Genomic DNA, 19,593 nt, shown 5'->3' with positions numbered 1-19,593 from the left:
GGGATTTCTATTCTAACTCTATCCGCTCGGCGTCTCGCCAGAGTCTATCCAGGTTATAGAATTCCCTTTTTTCCGGAGTCATAATATGGACGATAAACTCTCCATAGTCGATGAGCGTCCAGCCGGAAGAGGAGGAGGCTCCCGTTTTATCGGTTTCTTTATGCGGAAGTTTAAAACTTTTTAATGCTTTTTTGATTTCCCTCGCTACGGCGTTGGCTTGAACGGAGGAGTTCACCGTGCAAATCAAAAAATAACTTAAATACGAATTAACGGATTCTAAATTTAGTACCGCAATCTCTTCGCACTTTTTGTCTTTCATTATTTTATAAACGGTTTTAAGGATCTCTAGGGTTTCTTTTGGGGCGTTTTTTGAAGCGGGGGTCATATATTATTTCTTCGGCTCTATGTCGGAACCTAGTAGGACTGTGGTGTCAAGACCGAGATCTTTACGTAAAACGTGATATACTTTGCCTTTTTCGAGGACGGTCGAAATCTTGTCCGATACCGCCGTATTTCCCGAGCGGTCTAGGATGACGGTTTTTTCCACGTCCTTACTCCAGGCATTGTCCGCCGCCAGCACCTTGATTCTCTTATCGGCTAAGATTCCGCGAACGTCTTTTGCGAGTCCGGCAACATCCGTTCCGTTCAGGACTTCGGTTCTCGCGAATTCCCCGTCCGTAAAGATTTCGGAAGAAACGTCCTTCTGAAATTTCCGGAACGCAGCCCCACATCTTCCTAGGTCGGCTTTCAAATACAACCGTTTCGATTTCGGATCCAGAGCGGGCTCTCCGGGGAGTTCCGTAACACCGAAGGAAATTCTACGGGATATTAAAAATTTTAAAAGAGAATAGAAGTCTTCCTTGGATAAATCGGTATCCAAAAGCGAGTATGCGAATTCCGACCAACCGGCGTTTAAGAGGTCTCGATTTTCGTAAAGGGTTTCGTAAAGCGTAAGAGCCGTACTTTCTTGTCGACTAATCCTGTCCAAATAGTCCAGAGTCTCCTTTTTCTCCATAAAGGAAACGTAATCATAGGAATCTTCTCCGGAATAGGTGTATACTCCGGGCGCTCTTACATAGGTAGGAGAACTTTCGGCCGTCCGATTATCGGTATAAATCGACAGCCCTCCGAGCATATCGACGAGACGAACGAATGTGGAAGCTTTTACGGTAACTTTGTACTGGGGTTTGGATCCTAGAATTTCCTCCGCGGCGTTCGATACGGCCGACGGAGCTTTCGATTTTAACCGTTCCAAACTATCTTCGGGATCGTCGAAAGTAGTGATTGGGTGAATGAAAAAAAGAGCCGCTCTTTCCTGGGAAGGAAATAACGTCGCCAACACGCCGAACTCGAAAGTATCGTCTTCGCCGATCGCGTGGACTAAAATATGAATCGGTTTACCCGAACTGATTTTTTCATCCAGTCCGGTTCTGCGTATATTTTTGAATATAAAGAATAGAACGACGATAAAAAGAATACCGATAGCGATCCAAATAGGAAGAAAAAAAAACGGTTTCGACGATTTAGACGGACCCAAACACTCAGCCTCGGTTCCATTTCGATCTTAAAAACTCGGATGTCAATTGGTTAATTTTCTTAAAGCGGAGTGATACATACCGATCGTTAGAGGATGAATCTCTCGTCTGTTTTCCAGCAGATCGGAAATGGTGTGAAAGGCCTTGTTCAAAACTCCTTTGTAAAGGTCCTTCCTGGTCTCTTCACGCCAATCGGCATATTCTTTTTGCCGTTCCGCAAACTCGGACCCCAAAAAGTCGGCCGCGTATAGGACGCATTCCAGGACGCTTAGATCTTCGCCGCCTAATGTATGATGCTTTACGGCGCCTAAAACGGATTCGTTTAATAAGCCGTATTTTCTTTTCAGATAATGATAGGCGGATCGGGAGTGCCATGCCGCTTCCGGTAAATCCGCCGATTCGGGATCGTCCGCTTCCGTAAAAACCGAAAGGTGAAATTCCTTGGTTTTCTGCTTGGTGATATCATGCACGATTCCCGCTAAGAATGCCTGAGCAGCTTGATCGGGTGCGTGAAAACCCGCTAGTTCTTTGGCAATTTCGGCTACTCGCAAGCTATGTTCCCAACGCGTAACGGTAATTTCATCCGGAACGATTCTCATGAAATATTTGATCTGCTCGTCGGTCGTTTCCGGAATCATTCATCCACCCGAATATACTTTCGATTCTAGTATTTTATCCCATACGACTCGGCTGAGCGCAATCGGTTTCCGGTTTTTTGCAACGGCGGCCGGAAGCAGATTTCGCAAATCGGTCGAGGCGGCCGGAATAATGGGATTATTTAAGAACAGGATTTTCTCTTCGAAAGAATTCAGATAAGGATTTTTAGGGATATATTCGGACACTCTACGAAACACCAAGAGGGAGCGAATCAGGCCGAAAATATTCTCCCAATTTCTCCATTTTTGAAACTCGCTATAATTGTCCTCGCCCACGAGCAGTAGAAAGTTTCGATCCGGATACGATTCCCTCAATTCGAGAAGGGTCTCGTACGTATAGCTAGTTCCTTTTTTTCTCAATTCGATATCCAAGATTTTGGTTTTAGGAATTTTAGAGAATTGAGCATCTAACATTTGTAATATACTTTCGCCCGATGCATGTTTTCCGCCTTTCAAAGGGGATACGCAGTTAGGAATGATCAGTAGTTCTTCCGCTTGAGGAATCGTATTCCAGAAGGAGGTTACGATTCCCAAATGTCCAACGTGAGGAGGATCGAAACTTCCTCCGAAAATTCCGGTGAGACGAGGTTCGGAGAGTCGGAAAGTCATATCCAACAGCGAAGGCGGATTTACCCCCTCACTTGTCCTTCTCCTTCTCCGTATGTGGTGGTGGTCGTGAGATGTACTAACCCCATCGGTCCTCTAACATGAAGTTTTCCGGTCGAGATTCCGACTTCCGCTCCGAGGCCGAATTCCCCCCCGTCATGAAAGCGAGTCGATATGTTCACGAACAATGCGGCCGAATCTAGAGATTCTAAAAATAAATTCGAAGAGCTTAAATCTTCGGTTACGATCGCTTCGGTGTGACCGGAAGAAGTATTTTCAATGAAAGAAATCGCTTCTTCGATCGAGTTTACCGTTTTTACCGACAGCCGAAGATCTAAAAATTCCTCACAATAGTCTTCCGACTTTACGGGAGTTCCCTTTGGGAAAAGGGAAAGCGCAGGAGGATCCAAAAGTAGTTGCACGCCTTTTGCATCCAATTCGTTTAACAGTTCTTTAGAGTGAGGGTATTCGGCATGTATCACTAGATTTTCAACCGCGTTGCAGACTCCCGGGCGCTGCACTTTCGAATTCAGTACGATCGGCAGAACTTTTTCCGGATCCGCCGACTTATCTATATAGATATTCACGACGCCCTTATCGTGCTTTACGACCGGGATGAGGGAATTTTCCGAAACGAAGTTTATAAGTCCTTCTCCGCCCCGGGGTACTACTAAATCGATATACCGGGTCTGCTTGAGGAATGGAATCATAATCTCTCGCTCGGTTTTATCGACTAAAGTCACAGCGTTCGGAGAAAGTCCGGCCTGGGTAAGACAATCCCGGAAGATGTTCGAAAGTATATTATTGGAATGAAGCGCTTCGCTCCCTCCTCGAAGGATACAGGCATTGCCGGATTTAAAGGATAAAGCTCCGACATCGATCGTTACGTTGGGACGGGATTCGTAAATGACCATTACGACGCCTAGAGGAACTCTTTTTGTTACCAGCCGGATGCCGTTCGGCAATGTTAGACCGCGAACGACTTCGCCCACCGGATCGGGGAGGGACTTGATTTCAAGAACGGCCTTTGCTAAATTATGAATTCGTTTTTCATCCAGCAGTAAGCGATCTAGCATCGCCGAGGATAGGCCCTTCTCTTTTCCCGCAGTCACATCTTTTTCGTTTTCCGCGATAATTTCGGATTTACGTGTTATTATTGCGCCCGCCAATTTTTCAAGAACGGCATTCTTTTTAGAGGAATTCAGTTTTCGTAATTCTCGAGAAGCTTTCCGAGCGTTTTTGCACAGACTTTCCACATATTCCAGTTCTACAGGCCGTTGGATCATTGCGAGTGTCCTCCGTTTCGCTTGGTTTGGAGGATCGCTTTGATTTCCTCCTCGGAATAGGATCTATGCTTCCCGTTTCCGGCCACTAACGTCCCTAGTTTATTCTCTTCCAGAAAACGACGCACGCAGTTTTTCTCCGATCCGTCTATGATACCGCTAGGAATTCCTGCCTCGTTTAAAATGCCGGCCGCCTTCAATTTGGTATACATGCCGCCGGTTCCGGGCCCGCTAGGTCCTCCCGCAATCGAGAGTTCCCCGTCGCCTATATCGGTAAGGTGGGGCACTAGCTTGCCGTCCCGTAAAAATCCGGGCACTCCCGTTAAAATAATCAGCAAGTCGGCTTCCACGAGTAGACTGACGACCGCCGAGAGAACGTCATTATCGCCGAACTTTAATTCTTCCGTGGCTACGGAATCGTTTTCATTAACGATGGGTAGGATTCCCCAATCCAATAGTTGTTGAAACGTGCTTCTAAGATTTTTGAATCCCTCACCGGCTTCTAAATCCAGGACTCCGAACAAGATCTGTGCGATCGGGAGATTCACTTTCGAAAAAAAACTATCGTATAAGTTGATAAGCCGGTTTTGTCCCATCGCAGCTAAGGCTTGCTTTTCCGATAGCTTGTCCTCCGTATTTACGGTAAGGGGGAGGCTATCCAATAATTTGCGTCCCCGAGCGATGGCTCCCGATGACACTACGATGACTTGCTTGCCTTGGTCGCGAAGATGTCTAATGTCCGAAACTAAACTGAATAAAAAATCATTCACTTCCTCTTCGGAGCCGGAAAGTCGGGCGGATCCGATTTTAACGACGATCGTTTTTGCCGTTTGGATTTTAGAGTCGAAATCCGATCTATTCATTCGAATCTTCCCGCTTTTCCCGGTTTTTTCCCGCAAGTCGTAGCTTTTCCAGTTCTTCCTGAAAGAAAGTTTCATCCATAATTTCCAGTAATTCTTCCAAGTTCGTCGATTCCTTGGCCGAAATAGGGATCACCCGGCCCAACGACGATACCGATTCCAAAAGTTCTTTCGTAAAATTTCGATCTTCCCAAACGTCTATCTTATTCAAAACGATTAGATGAGGTCGATTCAATAATTCTTTATTATATGTTTCTAATTCGGATCGAAGCATCTTGAAATCCGATTCTATATCCAACGCGCTCGCATCGAACACGTAAAGGATTCCTTTGACTCTCTCTATATGTCTAAGAAAGGATAACCCGAGACCGATTCCCTTACTGGCACCTTCGACTATGCCCGGAATGTCGGCGATAGTATATCGATAGATGTCTCCCTTCCGTTTGACTACTCCTAAGTTGGGAGAAAGGGTCGTGAACGCGTAACCGGCGATCTTGGGATGGGCTTCGGTTATCCGCGAAAGTAAGGTCGATTTTCCCGCATTCGGGAGGCCTACGATTCCGACGTCGGCCAGGAGCTTTAAGCTTAATCGAAGATGTCTGTATTCTCCCGCCTCTCCCGGCTGAGAAAATTTAGGGGCTTGGTGAGTGGAAGATTTGAAATGAGTATTTCCTTTTCCGCCTCTTCCGCCTTTGGCGACGGAAAATTCCATTCCGTCTTCCACAAAATCATAAAGGAGTTCACCGCTATCTTCGTCGTAGATTTGGGTGCCTAAGGGTACGTAAAGAACGAGATCATCTCCTTTTTTCCCCGAGCGATTGTTTCCTTCTCCGGGAAATCCCTCTGAGGCTTTAAATTTTCTTTTTGTGAGATAGCGGTCGAGGGTGACCATAGAAAGATTCGTACGGATGAGTACATCCCCGCCGACACCTCCGTCTCCGCCGTCCGGGCCGCCGAACTCGACGTATTTTTCGTGACGAAAATGCATGGAGCCGGCTCCGCCGTGTCCCGCGGTAACTTCGATGACTACTTCGTCTACGAACTTTTCCATCTTATATAATTGCCTTTAAACAGAAAAAGAAAGGCTCGAGGAAAATTTCCCCCGGAGGCCTTTCTTTTTCCCGACTTTGACTGTTTAGGATAAAATTATGATTCCGGATAAACCGAAACTTGCATCTTGGTCTTAGTGACCTGCTCGAACTTTACTCTTCCATGCACGAGAGAGAAAAGCGTATGATCTTTTCCTAAACCTACATTCCTTCCCGCATGAAGTCTGGTCCCTCTTTGACGAACCAAAATATTTCCAGCCAAAACGAGTTCGCCTCCGAAACGTTTGACCCCGAGACGCTTAGATTGGGAATCCCGTCCGTTTTTCGAAGAACCGCCACCTTTCTTATGTGCCATCGTCTATTCTCCTATGAGTTCAATTTCCGAGGGATATTGATCCCTCAAATTTTCCAAACCGTTTCGAACCAACGCGAAGCTCGTCCGAACTACTGGATCATTTTCTAGACCGGTCAGAATCTTGAATTTCAAGAATCCATCCAGGACTTCTGCGGGACCTGCCTTTCCTTCTTTCCGTAAATGGAGATAGAGGGATTGAATCAGAACTCCGACCGCCGCACAGAGAAGATTGGAACCTTTGGCGCCTTGTTCGGTGGAAGCATGCCCCACGGATTCAAAGCCAAGAATCTTTTCTCCTTTACGGAGGATTTTTACTCGGATCAAACCGCCGAGAGGGAAACTACCTTGAGTTTCTGGAGTTGTTGTCTGTGACCCCAGGTCCTTTGGGAGTTCTTACGTTTTTTATAAACGTAGCCGCGAATCTTCTCACCCTTAACGTCGTCTACGACTTTGAGGGAAACTTTTGCCGACTTCAGATCGGGCGCGCCGATATGAACCTTATTGTTCTCCGCGAACAGCAAAACCTTCGCGTCGAAGGTATCACCCGGCTTTTTGCCGGTCTTTTCCGTCAGAAATTCTGAATCCTGGGTTACTTTGAATTGTCGATTTCCGACAGATATGATCGCGAACATCGTAATAGGCCTAGTTGTCTCGATTTTTGACCAGTTTGGAGCGGTGCGCGAGGGTGTCAAGTGCTTCTGAGCAGAGGACAGAGGACTGAAGGCAGAACATTGATAAGCGGCGTTTCCACGTATATAGAAAGATTTTTATGCTAAGAGTGGATTTTCCCCTGTCCTCTATTACTTTTCCAACGTCTAGCAGCTTCTGTCTAGCGTGAGCAGAGCGAACGCGTCTGTCCTCTGTCTTCCGTCCTCTGATAGTAATTGACTCCTAAATTAAGCACTCTAGAACAGGGCGACGAATCAAGGAATATCGGTCCGAGCGCCAAAAGAATCTTTGGCGAACCAACGCCGTCGACAGGGTTTGCATCGCGTCTAAATAACGGTATGAGATACATTTCAGGAAAACTTAGGGGCCTAGGTGACGGATTCTCGGTTCGTCGGATTCTTCCACATATGGATGTGAGAGCAGTGGGACCTTTCGTCTTTTTAGACCATATGGGTCCCGTTTCATTGGTCGATGGCGACGAGTTAGTAGTTCGGTCCCACCCGCATATCGGCCTCGCCACGGTGACGTATTTATACGACGGAGTTATTCTACATCGGGATACCCTGGGAACCGAGCAAATGATTCGCCCATACGAAGTGAACTGGATGACCGCAGGTTCCGGTATCGCACATAGCGAGCGATCACAATCCGATCCCCAATATTCTATACTAGAAGGGATCCAAACCTGGGTGGCTTTGCCCCGGCAATTCGAGGAGGCTCCACCCGAGTTCTTCCATTACGGAAGAGAGGAATTTCCCGAATTGAGCGGCGGGGGTTGGGAGCTGCGATTAATTGCAGGATCTCTTTTAGGTGAGATTTCTCCCGTTAAAGTATATTCTCCCTTGTTTTATGCGGACGTTGAGATCGAGCCCGGTGCCGAAATAGAACTTTCCGTTCCTGCCAAACAAGAGGGAGCCGTCTATGTGGCTCGGGGTAGTTTGGATGCCGAGGGGCGGATTGTCGGTCTAGGAGAAATGGCGGTTTATCCGATGGGTGGAGCGATCAAGTTTCGTGCGGAGCAAGCGACCCGAGCCATTCTCCTCGGCGGAGAGCCCTTGCCGGAACGTCGGCATCTTTGGTGGAACTTCGTATCCAGTTCTTTAGAAAGAATCGATCGTGCAAAAGACGATTGGAAGAATGATCGATTCGGAAAAATTCCGGGAGAGACGGATAGAATTCCCTTACCCGAAACCTGAATCCTTTCGAATTCGGTGCATTTGTTTCAAAAACGTAATTTAGAAAGCGTTGATGGCCTAAATCGACCTTGCCACCCTGTCCCCCCGGGAAATTTTGGTTTTTAGCATGGAAATCCGCAACATCGCCATTATCGCACACGTAGACCACGGGAAGACAACCCTATTGGATGGTATTCTCCGACAAACCGGAGCCGTTACGGCCAAAGAAGACGGGGAACGGATCATGGATAGCAATGATCTGGAAAAAGAGAAAGGCATTACGATCAAGGCCAAGAATACGGCCGTCGTTTATAAAGGCACAAGAATCAATATCGTGGATACTCCGGGGCACGCGGACTTTGGCGGAGAAGTCGAGCGAGTTCTTTCCACGGCGGATTCCTGCCTTTTGCTTGTGGATGCATTTGACGGCCCCATGCCTCAAACCAGATTCGTATTGGGAAAATCATTACAGCTAGGCCATAAGCCCATTTTGGTAATTAACAAAATCGATCGGGATGGGGCTAGACCATCTGCAGTCGTCGATATGGCGTTCGACCTCTTTAGCGATTTAGGTGCGACCGACGAACAATTGGATTTTCCGATTATTTACGCTTCGGCTAAACAAGGATGGGCGGTCCGCAAACTGGAAGACGCTCCGGGAAAAAACTTGGATCCGTTATTGGATATGGTTCTCGAGCATGTTCCTCCCGTAAAAGCGAGCATTAATGCTCCTCTGCAATTTCAAGTCACATCCTTGGACTACAACGATTACGTGGGAAGGATCGCGATCGGTAAGATCTACAACGGAAAATTGCAAAAAGGGATGAATGTGATCCAGCTTTCTCCCAAAACGAACGGAAGGGACGAGACTCAAATATTAAAAGTTACGAAATTATATAACTTTGAAGGACTAAAACGGAACGAGATCGATTTTGCGGAAGCGGGAGATATCGTGTCGATCGCAGGTTTACCCGATGTGTTCATCGGAGATACCGTTTGCGAACCGGGAAAACCCGCTCCGATGCCGGCAATCGAAGTGGAGGAGCCGACCGTCTCCATGTATTTCATGGTTAATAATTCTCCCTTTGCAAGTAAGGAAGGGAAGTTCGTAACGACTCGAAATATCCGCGAAAGATTGGATCGAGAACTCGAAACGAACGTCGCGATGCGTTTGGAAGAAACGGAAGATAAGGATCGATTTAAGGTTCTCGGTCGGGGAGAACTCCATCTCTCTATATTGATCGAGACCATGCGCCGGGAAGGATTCGAACTGCAGGTTTCCCGCCCGGAAGTTATCATTAAGAAAGGCGAAAACGGTGAGAAACTCGAACCGTATGAGTATCTTGTAATGGACCTTCCCGATCAATTTACCGGGAGCATCATCGCCGAACTGAACCGCAGAAAAGGCGAGCTCCAGTTAATGGACGCGCATACTTCCGGTATGACTCGCGTCGAATTCGTAATCCCTACTCGGGGTATTATCGGATTCCGGGGATATTTCGTTACGGAAACGAAGGGAGAGGGGGTTATGTCCAGCCGTTTCCTCCGTTTCGATCTTTATAAGGGAGAGATTCCCGGACGTAAAAACGGAGCTTTGATTTCCATGGATTCGGGAGATACGACCGGCTACGCTCTTTGGAAGATTCAGGAAAGGGGGGAATTGTTAATCGACCCTCAAACTTCCGTTTATCCCGGAATGATCATCGGAATTCACTCTCGCGAAAACGATTTGGAAGTGAATCCGGTTCGCGAGAAGAAACTTACTAACGTTCGATCCTCCGGTGCGGATGAAGCGATCCGTCTAGTACCGCCTCGCCGTTTTAGCTTGGAGCAAAATATCGAATTTTTGGATGACGACGAGTTATTGGAAGTGACCCCGCTCAGCATGAGACTGCGGAAAAAGATTCTAGATCCCAATATGCGTAAACGCGCAGGACGTTGAATTCAAACGAACTTCGAAAGCGTCCCAGGATTTTACTCGGCTAAACTCGTAAAAAAGATCCCCGCGTAGAACGCGGGGGAAAAAATGGAAGTCCACCGATGAAGGGGTCGAATCTGCGAAAGGTTCCTTCGAGCCATGCTAATCTTTCCTTTTGAAAAAAATCTTGGCTTGCTCCTCGCATAACTCGGACTCGCTGAAAAAGAAATTGTCGAAAACGATTTCGCTTATGCGATTGATAAGACAATCCGCTATAGGATTCTAATCTTCAAGCCTCGAAAATAACTCCGAAGCTTTGGAAAGCACCACGCGGCATTCGGCGGGCAAGAATAGGTATAAGCGGATCGTTATCCCTGTAAGGATCGAGGCGGGGGAAGGTCTAAGAATTGAAACTGAATCGTAAGAAGGTCGTAGGAAAGCGTATCATCGCAGAACTCGGTGGTCAGAAAGGCTAGTTGCGGCTTATAAGTTAGAAAAATCTCGGAACCGAACCCGACTTTGGGAAAAGCGGATAAATTAGACTCGAAACTTTTTTCCGGAATAGAGGCGACCGTCTGATTTTTTTCGTTTATCAGAACGTTCAGATTGCGATTGAATTTCGCGTTCATCAAGAAAGCGGGGATGTACAGAGCGAAAAGTAAAATAAGTAATTTTTTCATCTGAACCCGTATGCTCGACCGCACTCGGATTCTATCCGCGCGAAGCGATTTTGTAAATAAAAATTTCTCTGAACTAGTGTCGAAACCAATTTCGCGAGTAGAATTTTCATATTTCGTAATTTGTAAACCGTAAACGGAACCTATTAAAAATTCGCTTATCGACCAAACTCGATCGAATTTCGAATTCTGCTTGTGTTCATAAACGGAATCGCATTCTCTTCCCGATCGCGATCGACCGAACGGGAAGGAATTTCCTTCGGTTTCCGTCGTTGAAATCCGATAGTCTTAAAAAAAATAGAAGTGGGACGGCTTGCGAAGTTTAAACGTACAAACCGCTTTACATTCTCTTCATTTAAGTCCAAAATGAATTCAAGCCTGGGGGACGTATGAGTCGTTTATTATTCGCAATTTTTCTTTTCCTGCTCTCCAGTTTTCCGCTGCTAGCCATCGATGAAAAGAAGGAGGAAATACGACAACTTCTCATCTCTTCAGGATCGGAAAAAATGGGAGTGCTTGTCGTAGGGCAGATGATTTCCAGATTCAAACAACTAATGCCTCAAATTCCGGAAGAGTTTTGGGAAGATTTTCGGAAGGAATTAAAGAGCGAAGATATGGTGGAATTAATTATACCGATCTACGATAAGTATTTTACCCTCGAGGAAATCAAAGGGATCACCGCGTTCTATAACTCACCCGTAGGCAAGAAGCTATTGGAAAAAAACCCGCAAATTACCCAAGAATCGATGCAAGTCGGAGAAATGTGGGGAAAGAAAATAGCGGAGAGAGTGTTGGAGCGTTTGAAAGCAAAGGGCTTGCTCTCTCCGGATGCAAAACCTCAGACCCGCCAAGACATATGATAGAATTCCCTCGTTTCGTCGTTCACTGTTTTCGTTTTATTGTCGGCTACAATTGTTCTCTTTTTTGACTTGAATCTTTTCCTGGTTTGTCGGACGACACATCCGATGACCGGACGGAATTCCTCGAAGCTCCTCTTTGCTACTCATAGCATTCTCCTATTATCTAGGAGTTAACTATATCGGATGGTTTTCGCATATCTTACCAAAAAGTCTAGGCGGACCAATATTTTATACAGTAGGCGATTTGGCTTAAAGCGCTAGCCTCTGAGCAGAGTGTCTCTTTCTCTCTAAATTTGACGGTATCAATTCTTCTTCCGGCTACATCTAACACCCAATATCTGAACGTATTCACTTTTCCAAATGAAAGTATAGAGGTTTACCCGACTTGTGGATAAGGTGACGGGTTCTTAACGGTGTAGCTACAGGTTCGACCCGTGCCAAGGAAGTCGGTTGAGGATCGAATGCACTTGTTTCGGAGCTAGGAATATTATGAAAACAAAATATTCCTTACCGGCTTTGCCTTTTTCTTTCCTGCATACATATCAATCGTTATAGAAAAATTTTTTTCTTCGAAATAATCTCTTTTCTATAATATTCTTTAGTTGACGGTTTTCCGACTAACTATAAAGAACTACCTACTTAATTACGAACCGAGCGGCTGGCTGTGAATATTCGGTTCTTCTTAAATATTAATAACGAACGTTTGGGATAATACTTTATATATTCCGTAACGATAGTTTGAAATTAAAAATAGAAATTAGGAAATTCTCGCATGCCTCTCCGGAAGGGGAAGCTTGGAGGGAATCTTCCGCAGATAGTGATGAATAGTAAAGAGAAGAGGTTAAAAATGTCTAGAGTATTGAGGATTTGGATTATAGGACTTACGCTTTTGGTGTCGGGAGCCGTTCACGCATCGGGCGGAGGTTCTTCGAGTAAACCGTTAGCCGGAGCTTATCCGATTGTATTAGCCCACGGGTTGTTCGGTTGGGGAAAATCAACCGGTATTATCGATTATTGGGGAGGTAATGCCGCTTATCTTCAGTCCCAAGGTGCGACCGTATTAACTCCCACGGTAACGGCTACGAGTTCCTCCTCCGCAAGGGCCGCTCAGCTAAAAACGGCAATTCAAACCGCGATGGCTGCGAATAATTACACGGGCAAGGTTCACATTATCGGGCATTCGCAGGGTGGATTGGACGCGAGATATCTCGTATCGAATCTCGGATTCGCTAGCAAAGTCGCGACTCTAACGACTTTAAACACTCCTCATTACGGCAGTCCTGTCGCGAACGTAGTTCTGACCGTAATCCCGAGCTGGGCTTTACCGTATGTCGCGACCGTTCTGAATACGGTGGTGGGCTTCGTTTACGGAGAATCGAATCAGAATGCGGTAGCCGCCTTAAAACTGCTTACGACTGCGGGAGCGACTGCCTTTAATAGCTCGACTCCGAACGCTTCCGGCGTAAAATATTTCTCGTATGGATCGACGATCACGGTTCCCGATTTAATCGAACATCCTGCAATGGGGCTTATTTATCCGATTTGCGCGATCGGCGCTCCTTTTTACGGACAGAGCATCAGTAATGACGGTGTGGTTCCTGCCTCGTCTCAGCAGTGGGGAACTTGGAAAGGGGGTCCGTCCTATCCGATTACGACGACCGGGATCGACCATTTGGAGGCGACCAACGCTTTGTATCTAGGTCAGACCTGGTATGATACAAACGGCTATTTCTTGAAAATGGCGTCCAATTCAAAAAGCAACCAATAGGTTAATTAAATCCACCGACAAGTGGGCGTCCTCCCGGGGTTGGGAGGGCGCCTTTTTTATTTCCTTTTGCCCGTTCCGGCAGTACAAAAAATAATAAGCACGCATATAAAAAATGAGTTGATAATATGTATACTTATTATAAGTGTTGTTTATATATTGTAAGTACGCTTACTAAGGAGCAACATATGTGGGAATACAAGTATAACACGAGAGTTCAGGGAGTCAGCGCCAAAGACCTTTGGGACGCAAGAGCCGATATTTCGAATTGGCCTAAATGGGACTCGGGTCTTCTTTGGACAAAAATCGAAGGTCCCGTGGCACTGGGCAAGGAATTCGAATTAAAACCGAAAGGCGGTCCGAAAGTTAAGGTCAAAATCATAGAGGCGCAATCTCCTCGGAGCTTCGGCGACGAAACGTATTTGTTCGGAGCTAGAATGAAATTTCTGCATTTCTTTGAGGATACGAAAAATGGTACGGATATTCGGATCGAGCTTAGCATTCGGGGACCTCTTTCGTTTCTCTGGAAAAAAATCATCGGAGAAGAGCAGGCCAAGAATATGAGCGAAGAAATAATTACGTTTGCGAATTTCGTGAGAGAGGCAAAAAAATGAATCGATTCTGGATCGTCGTCGCTTCGAGAGACCACGCGAACGCCGGGAAGGAAAACGGGATCATTCAGGCTTGCCACGGTAAAAAAGCGCCTTTGCGAAGAATGAGGGAGGGGGATTGGGTCCTGATCTATTCTTCCAAAGAAACGTTTGCGGAAAAAAAGGCGTGCAGGAAGTTTACTGCCATCGGAAGAGTTTCGGATGAACGGATCTTTTCATTTCAGATGAGCCCCGATTTCATTCCTTTCCGAAGAAGAGTTTCTTTTTGTCAGGCTCGGGAAGTCGAGATCCTTCCGATGGTTAGCGAACTTGATTTTATCCCGAATAAAAAATCTTGGGGCTTTCCCTTTCGTTTCGGGATTTTGGAAATAGGCGAGACTGATTTTCGGAAAATTGCGAACCGGATGGGCGTAGATGTCGAAGGATGAAGTTTTTGGATTCGAAAAAGCCGAGGAAAGCCCCGGCTTTTTGCTTTGGCAGGTTTCCAATCTTTGGCAAAGGGAGATTCGAAAAATACTCGAACCTCTGGGTCTTACGCACGCACAATTCGTATTGCTCGCCGTAACCTACTGGTTGCAGTGTTCCCAGGAGGAAACGACTCAAATTCGAATTTCCGACCAAGCGAAAACGGACCCGATGACGACTTCGACCGTACTACGCACGTTAGAAAGAAAAAAACTCGTTCGCAGATTCGCACACAACTCGGACACCAGAGCGAAACTCGTGGAAGTTACGAATGAAGGCCAAAAACTATTGCAGGAGGCAGTGCATCAGGTCGAGGCCTTTGACGAACGATTTTTTCTCTCCCTCGGTAAAGGAAGAAAGGAATTTCTGAAAAGGTTGCAGGACCTCTGCGATGTTTAATCGGTTATTTCGCCTTAAGTCGTTCCAACTCCCGAATCAACTCTTCCTTGGAAACGTTCGGATCCTGCTTTAATCTGCGTATCAACTCTTCTGTCCCTTCTTTTTGGGAAATCGCTTTTTTATCCACGGTTCCTATCAGCAGAACGGGACTCAATGCGGGCGGTACGGAAATTTCCTTAGAGCCTAGTTTTGGACGTAACTCGATAATAGCCACGTATTCGAAGACTTCGGTGATCGATCCGGATGCGTCTCCTATGAGAACGGACATCTCATTGGAGAGATTTTCCGTGGAAGAAAAAAAGGCGGCGACATACTCTTTGCCGTCCTTACCCGGATAAGTACCTGGGGGCAAATGATAGTAAACGACCCCGGCAATGTCGTTATCGATTACTTTCTTATATTTCGGAGTCGAAATGCTGATTCTTCCCAAAAGGGGCATTCCAATTCTTTTATATACTTCTCCGTTGGAGAATCGGATCGAGTTCATATCTTCCGAGATTTCCGCACTTCTTCCCGAACCTTCCGTTAATAGACGTCCCACTTCCTTGACTTTTATAAGGGGACCGAAGGATTTTACGTCCCAATTTTTGGGATCCTCCGTGTTCTTGCCGGAGTAGAGTCTTTGGAGCTCCTTGTATATCGATTCAAAGAATAAAAGCTCACGTCCACTCGTGATTATTTTCCCCGAGCGCAGCTTCATTTCTTCGCGATTCTCGCTCATACTGAATTGCAGTCGAGTTAACGTTTCGTTAACGAACTCCAGCTCCCCCTGCGCGGTTCTTCTGATCCAGAGCATCTGTATTTTTAATTTATTGTCCTTGGCCCAAACCGTCGATTTTTCGTTCAAATAAAGACCCGCGATTTCGGGGATGGCCGGAGTGGGCTTTCCTCTTAGTTGATCGTTGCAGGAAAAGAGAAAGGAGCAGAGTAAAACTCCGCAATAGATGGATGCTAAAGATCGTTCTTGCATGTGAGAAAGCTTCTGATAGAGGAAGCTCCGGTAAAGGAAAAAACCGAACCGATTCTTGGCGAGCAGAACAATTATCTTGACAGTACAGCTTTCCGAATATGCTTATGATCGCGACGCGGATCGGACGGGAAATCATAGATTTGAAATAAAATTTCGCTCTTTACCGTTATGAGCATTTTTATGGATTGTTCCCGGAAAACCGCAGGGAACTTAACGTTGAATACACTAGGTCCAATCGATGGTCGGAATGCTAAAATCTTTCGACTGTTTCAATTCCTCTTTTTGTCTCTGTTGCTTTGGAGTTGCGTTACTTCCTGCCGAAAGAATCTTTTCTATCACCCGAAGGCCGTCGCCGGAATTTTAGATCTTAGGGATTGGAATGTCGCCGAACATCCGCTGATCGATTTGGACGGCGAATGGGAATACTACCCCGGTCTTTTGTCCCCTTCGGACAGGATACCGGGTAGTAAGAGCTCGCTTACCGTACCCGGGACATGGAACGGTTCAGGTTACGGTACGCTGAAATTGAAGCTTCTTCTTCCTGAGCATTCCAACGCATTCGCTTTTTATTCCAAGGGACAGGCTACAGCATTTACTTTATACGCAAACGGCGAGAAGATTCTAAATTCGGGAACTCCCGGCGCGGATCGACAATCGAGCATCCCCGGTAGCCGGCCTTCGTTTCATGAATTGAATCAAAGTTCTTCCGAAATATCGATTACATTAGAAATTTCTAATTTTTATCATCGGACCGGAGGTCTTTGGTACGGGATTCGATTCGGCGACTCGGAGGAACTCAGAAAGGAAATCTCGCAATTCCGAGATATGGATTTGTTTTTCGGGGGAATCTTTTTCCTTACGTTTCTGTATCATATAGGCTTGTTTTTGATACGGAGAAAAGATAGATCGCCTCTGCCGTTCGGTCTATTTTGTTTGGTTTTATTCGTAAGATTATTCGTCACCGAAGATAAGATCCTTTTATCGTATTTTCCGTTTTGGGGGTACGAGACATCTATGCGACTGGAATATTTGACGTTTTATATTTCCTTACCGCTCGGACTCCATTATTTGCGGCATACGTTTCCCGAATTCTTTCCGAAAGTTTGGATAAGGGGGTTTTATATTTTAGCCTGCGGTTTCGCCGTAAGTTCCCTTCTCCCATTTCCCGAAGCTTCGAAAGTAATTCCTTATTATCAGGCGGTCCTGTTTGCCGCAATTATTCTGGCCGTTTACGTGCTTTGTCGCGCGGTCCTGAATAAAAAACCGTACGCCGCTCCGTTATTATTCGGTTTTTTTACGCTATCCGCGACGGGAGTCTTGGACGTTCTTTCCGCTCATCAAATTTTGGGAATCCGCTTTTTGATACCTTTCGGTTTTTTAACTCTCGTACTTATCGAAGCCTTCGTATTGTCTTCTCGATACGGGGATCTCTATAAGGAAAAGGAATTATTAACCGAAGAGATGCTAAGGCTTAATATGACCTATAGCCGTTTTGTTCCTCGTCGTTTTCTGGGACTTTTAGAAAAAAGGAATATTGCCGATATACTTCCCGGCGACCAGATCAGAAAGAAAATGACGATTCTTTTCTCCGATATCAGGTCTTTCACCGAAATTTCGGAAAGCATGAACGGCAAGGAAAGTTTCGAGTTTCTTAATAATTATTTAAATAAGATGGAACCGTTAATTCGGACAAATCACGGTTTTGTGGATAAATATTTCGGCGACGGTATCATGGCCTTATTTTCGGAACGGCCTGACGATGCGGTGTATGCTGCTATTCAAATGCAGACGGAAATTCTTTCCTATAACCGGCAGAGGGTCGGGGAAAGAGCGATTCGAGTCGGAATCGGAATCCATACGGGGTCGTTAATTTTAGGTCTAATCGGGGCCGAAGGGAGAATGGAGAGCACGGTGATTTCGGAGGCCGTTCATGTCGCTTCCCGTTTGGAACACCTTACGAAATATTACGGGGCGAATATTCTAATCAGCGCCGATTCTTTTTCGCTTCTGGAAAAACCCGATCGCTTTCTAATTCGAAAATTGGATAAAATTCGAGTCAAAGGAAAAATGGATGAGATTTTTATTTATGAAATCGGAGATTATTTAAGCGCCACCGAAAGGGAGGCCTTCAGAAATTCGAAGGAATATTATGAAAAAGGATTGGATGCTTTTTTTGCCGGACGATATATGGACGCCGGAGAAACGTTCCGGGATGCTTTACGCGTTTATCCCGGAGACAAAGCGGCCAATCTTTATTTAAAACGCTGTACGGAGCGATTGCCGATTCGTGCGAAGCGATATGCTCCCGGCCCCGATCTTGCCTAAAATTCCTTAATCGGGCGACAAAAGGCTAGGTTCATCCCCGTCTTCCTCGTTTAGAAATGTGGCCAATCGCTTCTTGGTCTCATCTTTGGAAACGGTCGCTCCGAGTTCCATGATCTCTCCCGCTTTTTTAAGTACGTTTCCTTTTCCGGTTTTCAATTTTTTCATCGCATTATCGTAATGTCCTTGGGTTGCCGTTAAAGACCCTCCGACTTTTTCCAGATCGCCTACGAAATTGCCCAGCTTTTCGAGGAGTAGACCCGACTGACGAGCGATTTCTTTCGCATTCCGATCCTGATCCTCCAATCTCCATATATTCGATACCATCTTAAGCGAAATCATTAAGGAAGAAGGAGTCACGATCAGAATATTTTGTTGATACGCCTCGAGAGCCAGGGCCGGATCCTTTTGTAAGGCCCAAAATAGGGCCGGTTCGTTATGTAAAAACATCAGGACGAAATCGGGGGAATTCAAACCTTCCAGATATTGATAATTCTTTCTGGATAAATCTTTTACATGTTTTCTTAATGCGTTAGCATGCTGTTCGAGAAAAAGATCCTTTTCCTTTTCGTCCTCCGTACTATAAAAAGAAACGTAAGCGTTCAGGGAAACCTTAGAATCCAAAATTACGCAACGATTACCAGGTAAACGAACTACGACGTCCGGACGTTTTTCCCCTTCTTCGTCCTTAAAACTGTTTTGTCGAAAGAACTCTTCGCCTTCCCGAAGGCCGCTTCGTTCCAAAATTCCTTCCAAAATTTCTTCGCCCCAATCTCCCTGTGCTTTCTTGTCGCCACGTAGCGCTTCGGCTAAATTTTTGGCTTCGGCCTGGAGGCTTTCGTTCATTTTTACCAAGGAGGAGATATGTTCTTTGAGAGTCGCGGCGCTGATCTTCGTTTCCTGAGTGGAAGATTCCACTTTTTTCCCAAAAATCTCGATATTCTCCTTTAAGGGTTTTAAAAGATCTCCTAACTTTTCATGTGTTTGCTGATTGAATTTTTGGGAATTATCCAGTAGGACTTGATTTGCAAGATTCTTAAATTCATCCTTTAATCTGGAAATCATCTCCTCGAATTCTTTCTTTTGGTTTTCGAGTCGCTCCTTCAAAAGGTCGGATTCCTTTTTCATGGATTGCCAGGCTCCGATCGCCTGCGTATTTTTGTCGGACAGGCATTTTAGGTCCGTTTCCAATTGAGCGGTTCTTTCTTTCGAGCGAAGCTCGGTGGCTCGAATTCCGGCAAGTTCCAGTTTCAATTTTTCATGTTCCGCGGGAGAGACCTTCGATTCTCCACCGTATACTCTCTTCGCTAAGAAAAACGCCAGACTAAATCCGACAAGTATGCCCACCAATAAAACGATCGCGTATTCCATCTTTCCTCCTTTATGAATCGACCGGTTTTTCGGGAAATCCATTTCCC

The 19,593-nt window shown here is 45.8% G+C and carries 21 protein-coding genes; 8 read left to right on the top strand and 13 right to left on the bottom strand.

The genetic code is table 11. The features are described from left to right. Window positions 1-7 precede the first annotated feature (7 nt). From rsfS to rplU, 10 genes are all read right to left on the bottom strand, one after another. Window positions 8-385 (bottom strand): ribosome silencing factor, encoded by a 378-nt coding sequence (gene rsfS / locus LEP1GSC047_RS12695; RefSeq protein WP_010414085.1) that lies wholly within the window; start codon window positions 383-385, stop codon window positions 8-10. A 3-nt stretch (window positions 386-388) separates the two neighbouring features. Further along, complete coding sequence (locus tag LEP1GSC047_RS12690) at window positions 389-1,537, bottom strand: LCP family protein (RefSeq protein ID WP_020988754.1); 1,149 nt, start codon at window positions 1,535-1,537, stop codon at window positions 389-391. Between the two features lie 42 nt (window positions 1,538-1,579). Continuing rightward, the gene (gene yqeK / locus LEP1GSC047_RS12685; RefSeq protein WP_010414078.1) at window positions 1,580-2,173 is read right to left on the bottom strand and encodes a bis(5'-nucleosyl)-tetraphosphatase (symmetrical) YqeK; all 594 of its coding nucleotides are present in this window, start codon (window positions 2,171-2,173) and stop codon (window positions 1,580-1,582) included. Continuing rightward, entirely contained in the window at window positions 2,174-2,800 is a 627-nt protein-coding gene (gene nadD, locus LEP1GSC047_RS12680; RefSeq protein ID WP_010414076.1) for a nicotinate (nicotinamide) nucleotide adenylyltransferase, read from the bottom strand. Between the two features lie 20 nt (window positions 2,801-2,820). Continuing rightward, entirely contained in the window at window positions 2,821-4,083 is a 1,263-nt protein-coding gene (locus LEP1GSC047_RS12675) for a glutamate-5-semialdehyde dehydrogenase (RefSeq protein WP_010414074.1), read from the bottom strand. Beyond that, entirely contained in the window at window positions 4,080-4,949 is an 870-nt protein-coding gene (proB, locus tag LEP1GSC047_RS12670) for a glutamate 5-kinase (protein WP_373364539.1), read from the bottom strand. The genes LEP1GSC047_RS12675 and proB overlap by 4 nt, the downstream gene beginning before the upstream one ends. Beyond that, entirely contained in the window at window positions 4,936-5,991 is a 1,056-nt protein-coding gene (gene obgE, locus LEP1GSC047_RS12665) for a GTPase ObgE (RefSeq protein WP_010414070.1), read from the bottom strand. Before obgE ends, proB begins: the two co-directional genes overlap by 14 nt. A 95-nt stretch (window positions 5,992-6,086) precedes the next feature. Further along, window positions 6,087-6,344 carry a 50S ribosomal protein L27 gene (gene rpmA, locus LEP1GSC047_RS12660; RefSeq protein WP_010414068.1) on the bottom strand — a complete coding sequence of 86 codons (258 nt, stop codon included), beginning with the start codon at window positions 6,342-6,344 and terminating at the stop codon, window positions 6,087-6,089. A gap of 3 nt (window positions 6,345-6,347) precedes the next feature. Beyond that, complete coding sequence (locus LEP1GSC047_RS12655; protein WP_010414066.1) at window positions 6,348-6,668, bottom strand: ribosomal-processing cysteine protease Prp; 321 nt, start codon at window positions 6,666-6,668, stop codon at window positions 6,348-6,350. Next, window positions 6,665-6,976 (bottom strand): 50S ribosomal protein L21, encoded by a 312-nt coding sequence (gene rplU / locus LEP1GSC047_RS12650; protein ID WP_010414064.1) that lies wholly within the window; start codon window positions 6,974-6,976, stop codon window positions 6,665-6,667. The genes LEP1GSC047_RS12655 and rplU overlap by 4 nt, the downstream gene beginning before the upstream one ends. 375 nt (window positions 6,977-7,351) lie before the next feature. Here rplU and LEP1GSC047_RS12645 point away from each other — a divergent pair, with 375 nt between their 5' ends. Next, window positions 7,352-8,209 carry a pirin family protein gene (locus LEP1GSC047_RS12645; protein ID WP_039934726.1) on the top strand — a complete coding sequence of 286 codons (858 nt, stop codon included), beginning with the start codon at window positions 7,352-7,354 and terminating at the stop codon, window positions 8,207-8,209. A 106-nt stretch (window positions 8,210-8,315) separates the two neighbouring features. After that, window positions 8,316-10,130, top strand: a complete 1,815-nt coding sequence (typA, locus tag LEP1GSC047_RS12640) for a translational GTPase TypA (RefSeq protein ID WP_010414058.1) — start codon at window positions 8,316-8,318, stop codon at window positions 10,128-10,130. 344 nt (window positions 10,131-10,474) lie between these two features. Here the strand turns inward: typA and LEP1GSC047_RS12635 are convergent, their stop codons facing one another. Beyond that, window positions 10,475-10,786: a hypothetical protein gene (locus tag LEP1GSC047_RS12635; protein ID WP_010414054.1), complete on the bottom strand. Its 312-nt coding sequence runs from the start codon at window positions 10,784-10,786 to the stop codon at window positions 10,475-10,477. 386 nt (window positions 10,787-11,172) lie between these two features. On the opposite strand from LEP1GSC047_RS12635, the gene LEP1GSC047_RS12625 reads away from it, so the two are divergent. The 5 genes from LEP1GSC047_RS12625 (at window position 11,173) to LEP1GSC047_RS12605 (ending at window position 14,883) form a co-directional block, all read left to right on the top strand. Beyond that, window positions 11,173-11,643 (top strand): DUF2059 domain-containing protein, encoded by a 471-nt coding sequence (locus tag LEP1GSC047_RS12625; RefSeq protein WP_010414050.1) that lies wholly within the window; start codon window positions 11,173-11,175, stop codon window positions 11,641-11,643. 847 nt (window positions 11,644-12,490) lie between these two features. Further along, complete coding sequence (locus LEP1GSC047_RS12620) at window positions 12,491-13,411, top strand: esterase/lipase family protein (protein WP_039934950.1); 921 nt, start codon at window positions 12,491-12,493, stop codon at window positions 13,409-13,411. 185 nt (window positions 13,412-13,596) lie between these two features. Further along, window positions 13,597-14,022 (top strand): SRPBCC family protein, encoded by a 426-nt coding sequence (locus LEP1GSC047_RS12615; RefSeq protein ID WP_010414046.1) that lies wholly within the window; start codon window positions 13,597-13,599, stop codon window positions 14,020-14,022. Continuing rightward, window positions 14,019-14,447 carry an EVE domain-containing protein gene (locus LEP1GSC047_RS12610; protein WP_010414044.1) on the top strand — a complete coding sequence of 143 codons (429 nt, stop codon included), beginning with the start codon at window positions 14,019-14,021 and terminating at the stop codon, window positions 14,445-14,447. The genes LEP1GSC047_RS12615 and LEP1GSC047_RS12610 overlap by 4 nt, the downstream gene beginning before the upstream one ends. Beyond that, window positions 14,434-14,883: a MarR family winged helix-turn-helix transcriptional regulator gene (locus tag LEP1GSC047_RS12605; RefSeq protein WP_010414042.1), complete on the top strand. Its 450-nt coding sequence runs from the start codon at window positions 14,434-14,436 to the stop codon at window positions 14,881-14,883. The genes LEP1GSC047_RS12610 and LEP1GSC047_RS12605 overlap by 14 nt, the downstream gene beginning before the upstream one ends. A gap of 4 nt (window positions 14,884-14,887) precedes the next feature. Here the strand turns inward: LEP1GSC047_RS12605 and LEP1GSC047_RS12600 are convergent, their stop codons facing one another. Continuing rightward, entirely contained in the window at window positions 14,888-15,853 is a 966-nt protein-coding gene (locus tag LEP1GSC047_RS12600; RefSeq protein ID WP_010414041.1) for an LIC12353 family lipoprotein, read from the bottom strand. Between the two features lie 216 nt (window positions 15,854-16,069). On the opposite strand from LEP1GSC047_RS12600, the gene LEP1GSC047_RS12595 reads away from it, so the two are divergent. Further along, a complete protein-coding gene (locus LEP1GSC047_RS12595) occupies window positions 16,070-18,178 on the top strand; it encodes an adenylate/guanylate cyclase domain-containing protein (protein ID WP_238325574.1) in 2,109 nt (702 codons plus the stop codon). A 6-nt stretch (window positions 18,179-18,184) separates the two neighbouring features. Here the strand turns inward: LEP1GSC047_RS12595 and LEP1GSC047_RS12590 are convergent, their stop codons facing one another. Further along, the gene (locus LEP1GSC047_RS12590; RefSeq protein WP_010414036.1) at window positions 18,185-19,588 is read right to left on the bottom strand and encodes a DNA recombination protein RmuC; all 1,404 of its coding nucleotides are present in this window, start codon (window positions 19,586-19,588) and stop codon (window positions 18,185-18,187) included. Window positions 19,589-19,593 lie beyond the last annotated feature (5 nt).

It is taken from the genome of Leptospira inadai serovar Lyme str. 10 (genome assembly GCF_000243675.2).
GTDB lineage: Bacteria > Spirochaetota > Leptospiria > Leptospirales > Leptospiraceae > Leptospira_B > Leptospira_B inadai.
The sequence above is the reverse complement of the archived record's forward strand: the minus strand, read 5'-3'. Positions and strand labels throughout refer to the sequence as shown.

Bases quoted from the DNA above. Each gene is read 5' to 3' on its own strand.
- rsfS (WP_010414085.1), bottom strand. From the start codon at position 385: ATGACCCCCGCTTCAAAAAACGCCCCAAAAGAAACCCTAGAGATCCTT.
- yqeK (WP_010414078.1), bottom strand. From the start codon at position 2,173: ATGATTCCGGAAACGACCGACGAGCAGATCAAATATTTCATGAGAATC.
- nadD (WP_010414076.1), bottom strand. From the start codon at position 2,800: ATGACTTTCCGACTCTCCGAACCTCGTCTCACCGGAATTTTCGGAGGA.
- LEP1GSC047_RS12675 (WP_010414074.1), bottom strand. From the start codon at position 4,083: ATGATCCAACGGCCTGTAGAACTGGAATATGTGGAAAGTCTGTGCAAA.
- obgE (WP_010414070.1), bottom strand. From the start codon at position 5,991: ATGGAAAAGTTCGTAGACGAAGTAGTCATCGAAGTTACCGCGGGACAC.
- rpmA (WP_010414068.1), bottom strand. From the start codon at position 6,344: ATGGCACATAAGAAAGGTGGCGGTTCTTCGAAAAACGGACGGGATTCC.
- rplU (WP_010414064.1), bottom strand. From the start codon at position 6,976: ATGTTCGCGATCATATCTGTCGGAAATCGACAATTCAAAGTAACCCAG.
- LEP1GSC047_RS12645 (WP_039934726.1), top strand. From the start codon at position 7,352: ATGAGATACATTTCAGGAAAACTTAGGGGCCTAGGTGACGGATTCTCG.
- typA (WP_010414058.1), top strand. From the start codon at position 8,316: ATGGAAATCCGCAACATCGCCATTATCGCACACGTAGACCACGGGAAG.
- LEP1GSC047_RS12635 (WP_010414054.1), bottom strand. From the start codon at position 10,786: ATGAAAAAATTACTTATTTTACTTTTCGCTCTGTACATCCCCGCTTTC.
- LEP1GSC047_RS12625 (WP_010414050.1), top strand. From the start codon at position 11,173: ATGAGTCGTTTATTATTCGCAATTTTTCTTTTCCTGCTCTCCAGTTTT.
- LEP1GSC047_RS12620 (WP_039934950.1), top strand. From the start codon at position 12,491: ATGTCTAGAGTATTGAGGATTTGGATTATAGGACTTACGCTTTTGGTG.
- LEP1GSC047_RS12615 (WP_010414046.1), top strand. From the start codon at position 13,597: ATGTGGGAATACAAGTATAACACGAGAGTTCAGGGAGTCAGCGCCAAA.
- LEP1GSC047_RS12610 (WP_010414044.1), top strand. From the start codon at position 14,019: ATGAATCGATTCTGGATCGTCGTCGCTTCGAGAGACCACGCGAACGCC.
- LEP1GSC047_RS12605 (WP_010414042.1), top strand. From the start codon at position 14,434: ATGTCGAAGGATGAAGTTTTTGGATTCGAAAAAGCCGAGGAAAGCCCC.
- LEP1GSC047_RS12600 (WP_010414041.1), bottom strand. From the start codon at position 15,853: ATGCAAGAACGATCTTTAGCATCCATCTATTGCGGAGTTTTACTCTGC.
- LEP1GSC047_RS12590 (WP_010414036.1), bottom strand. From the start codon at position 19,588: ATGGATTTCCCGAAAAACCGGTCGATTCATAAAGGAGGAAAGATGGAA.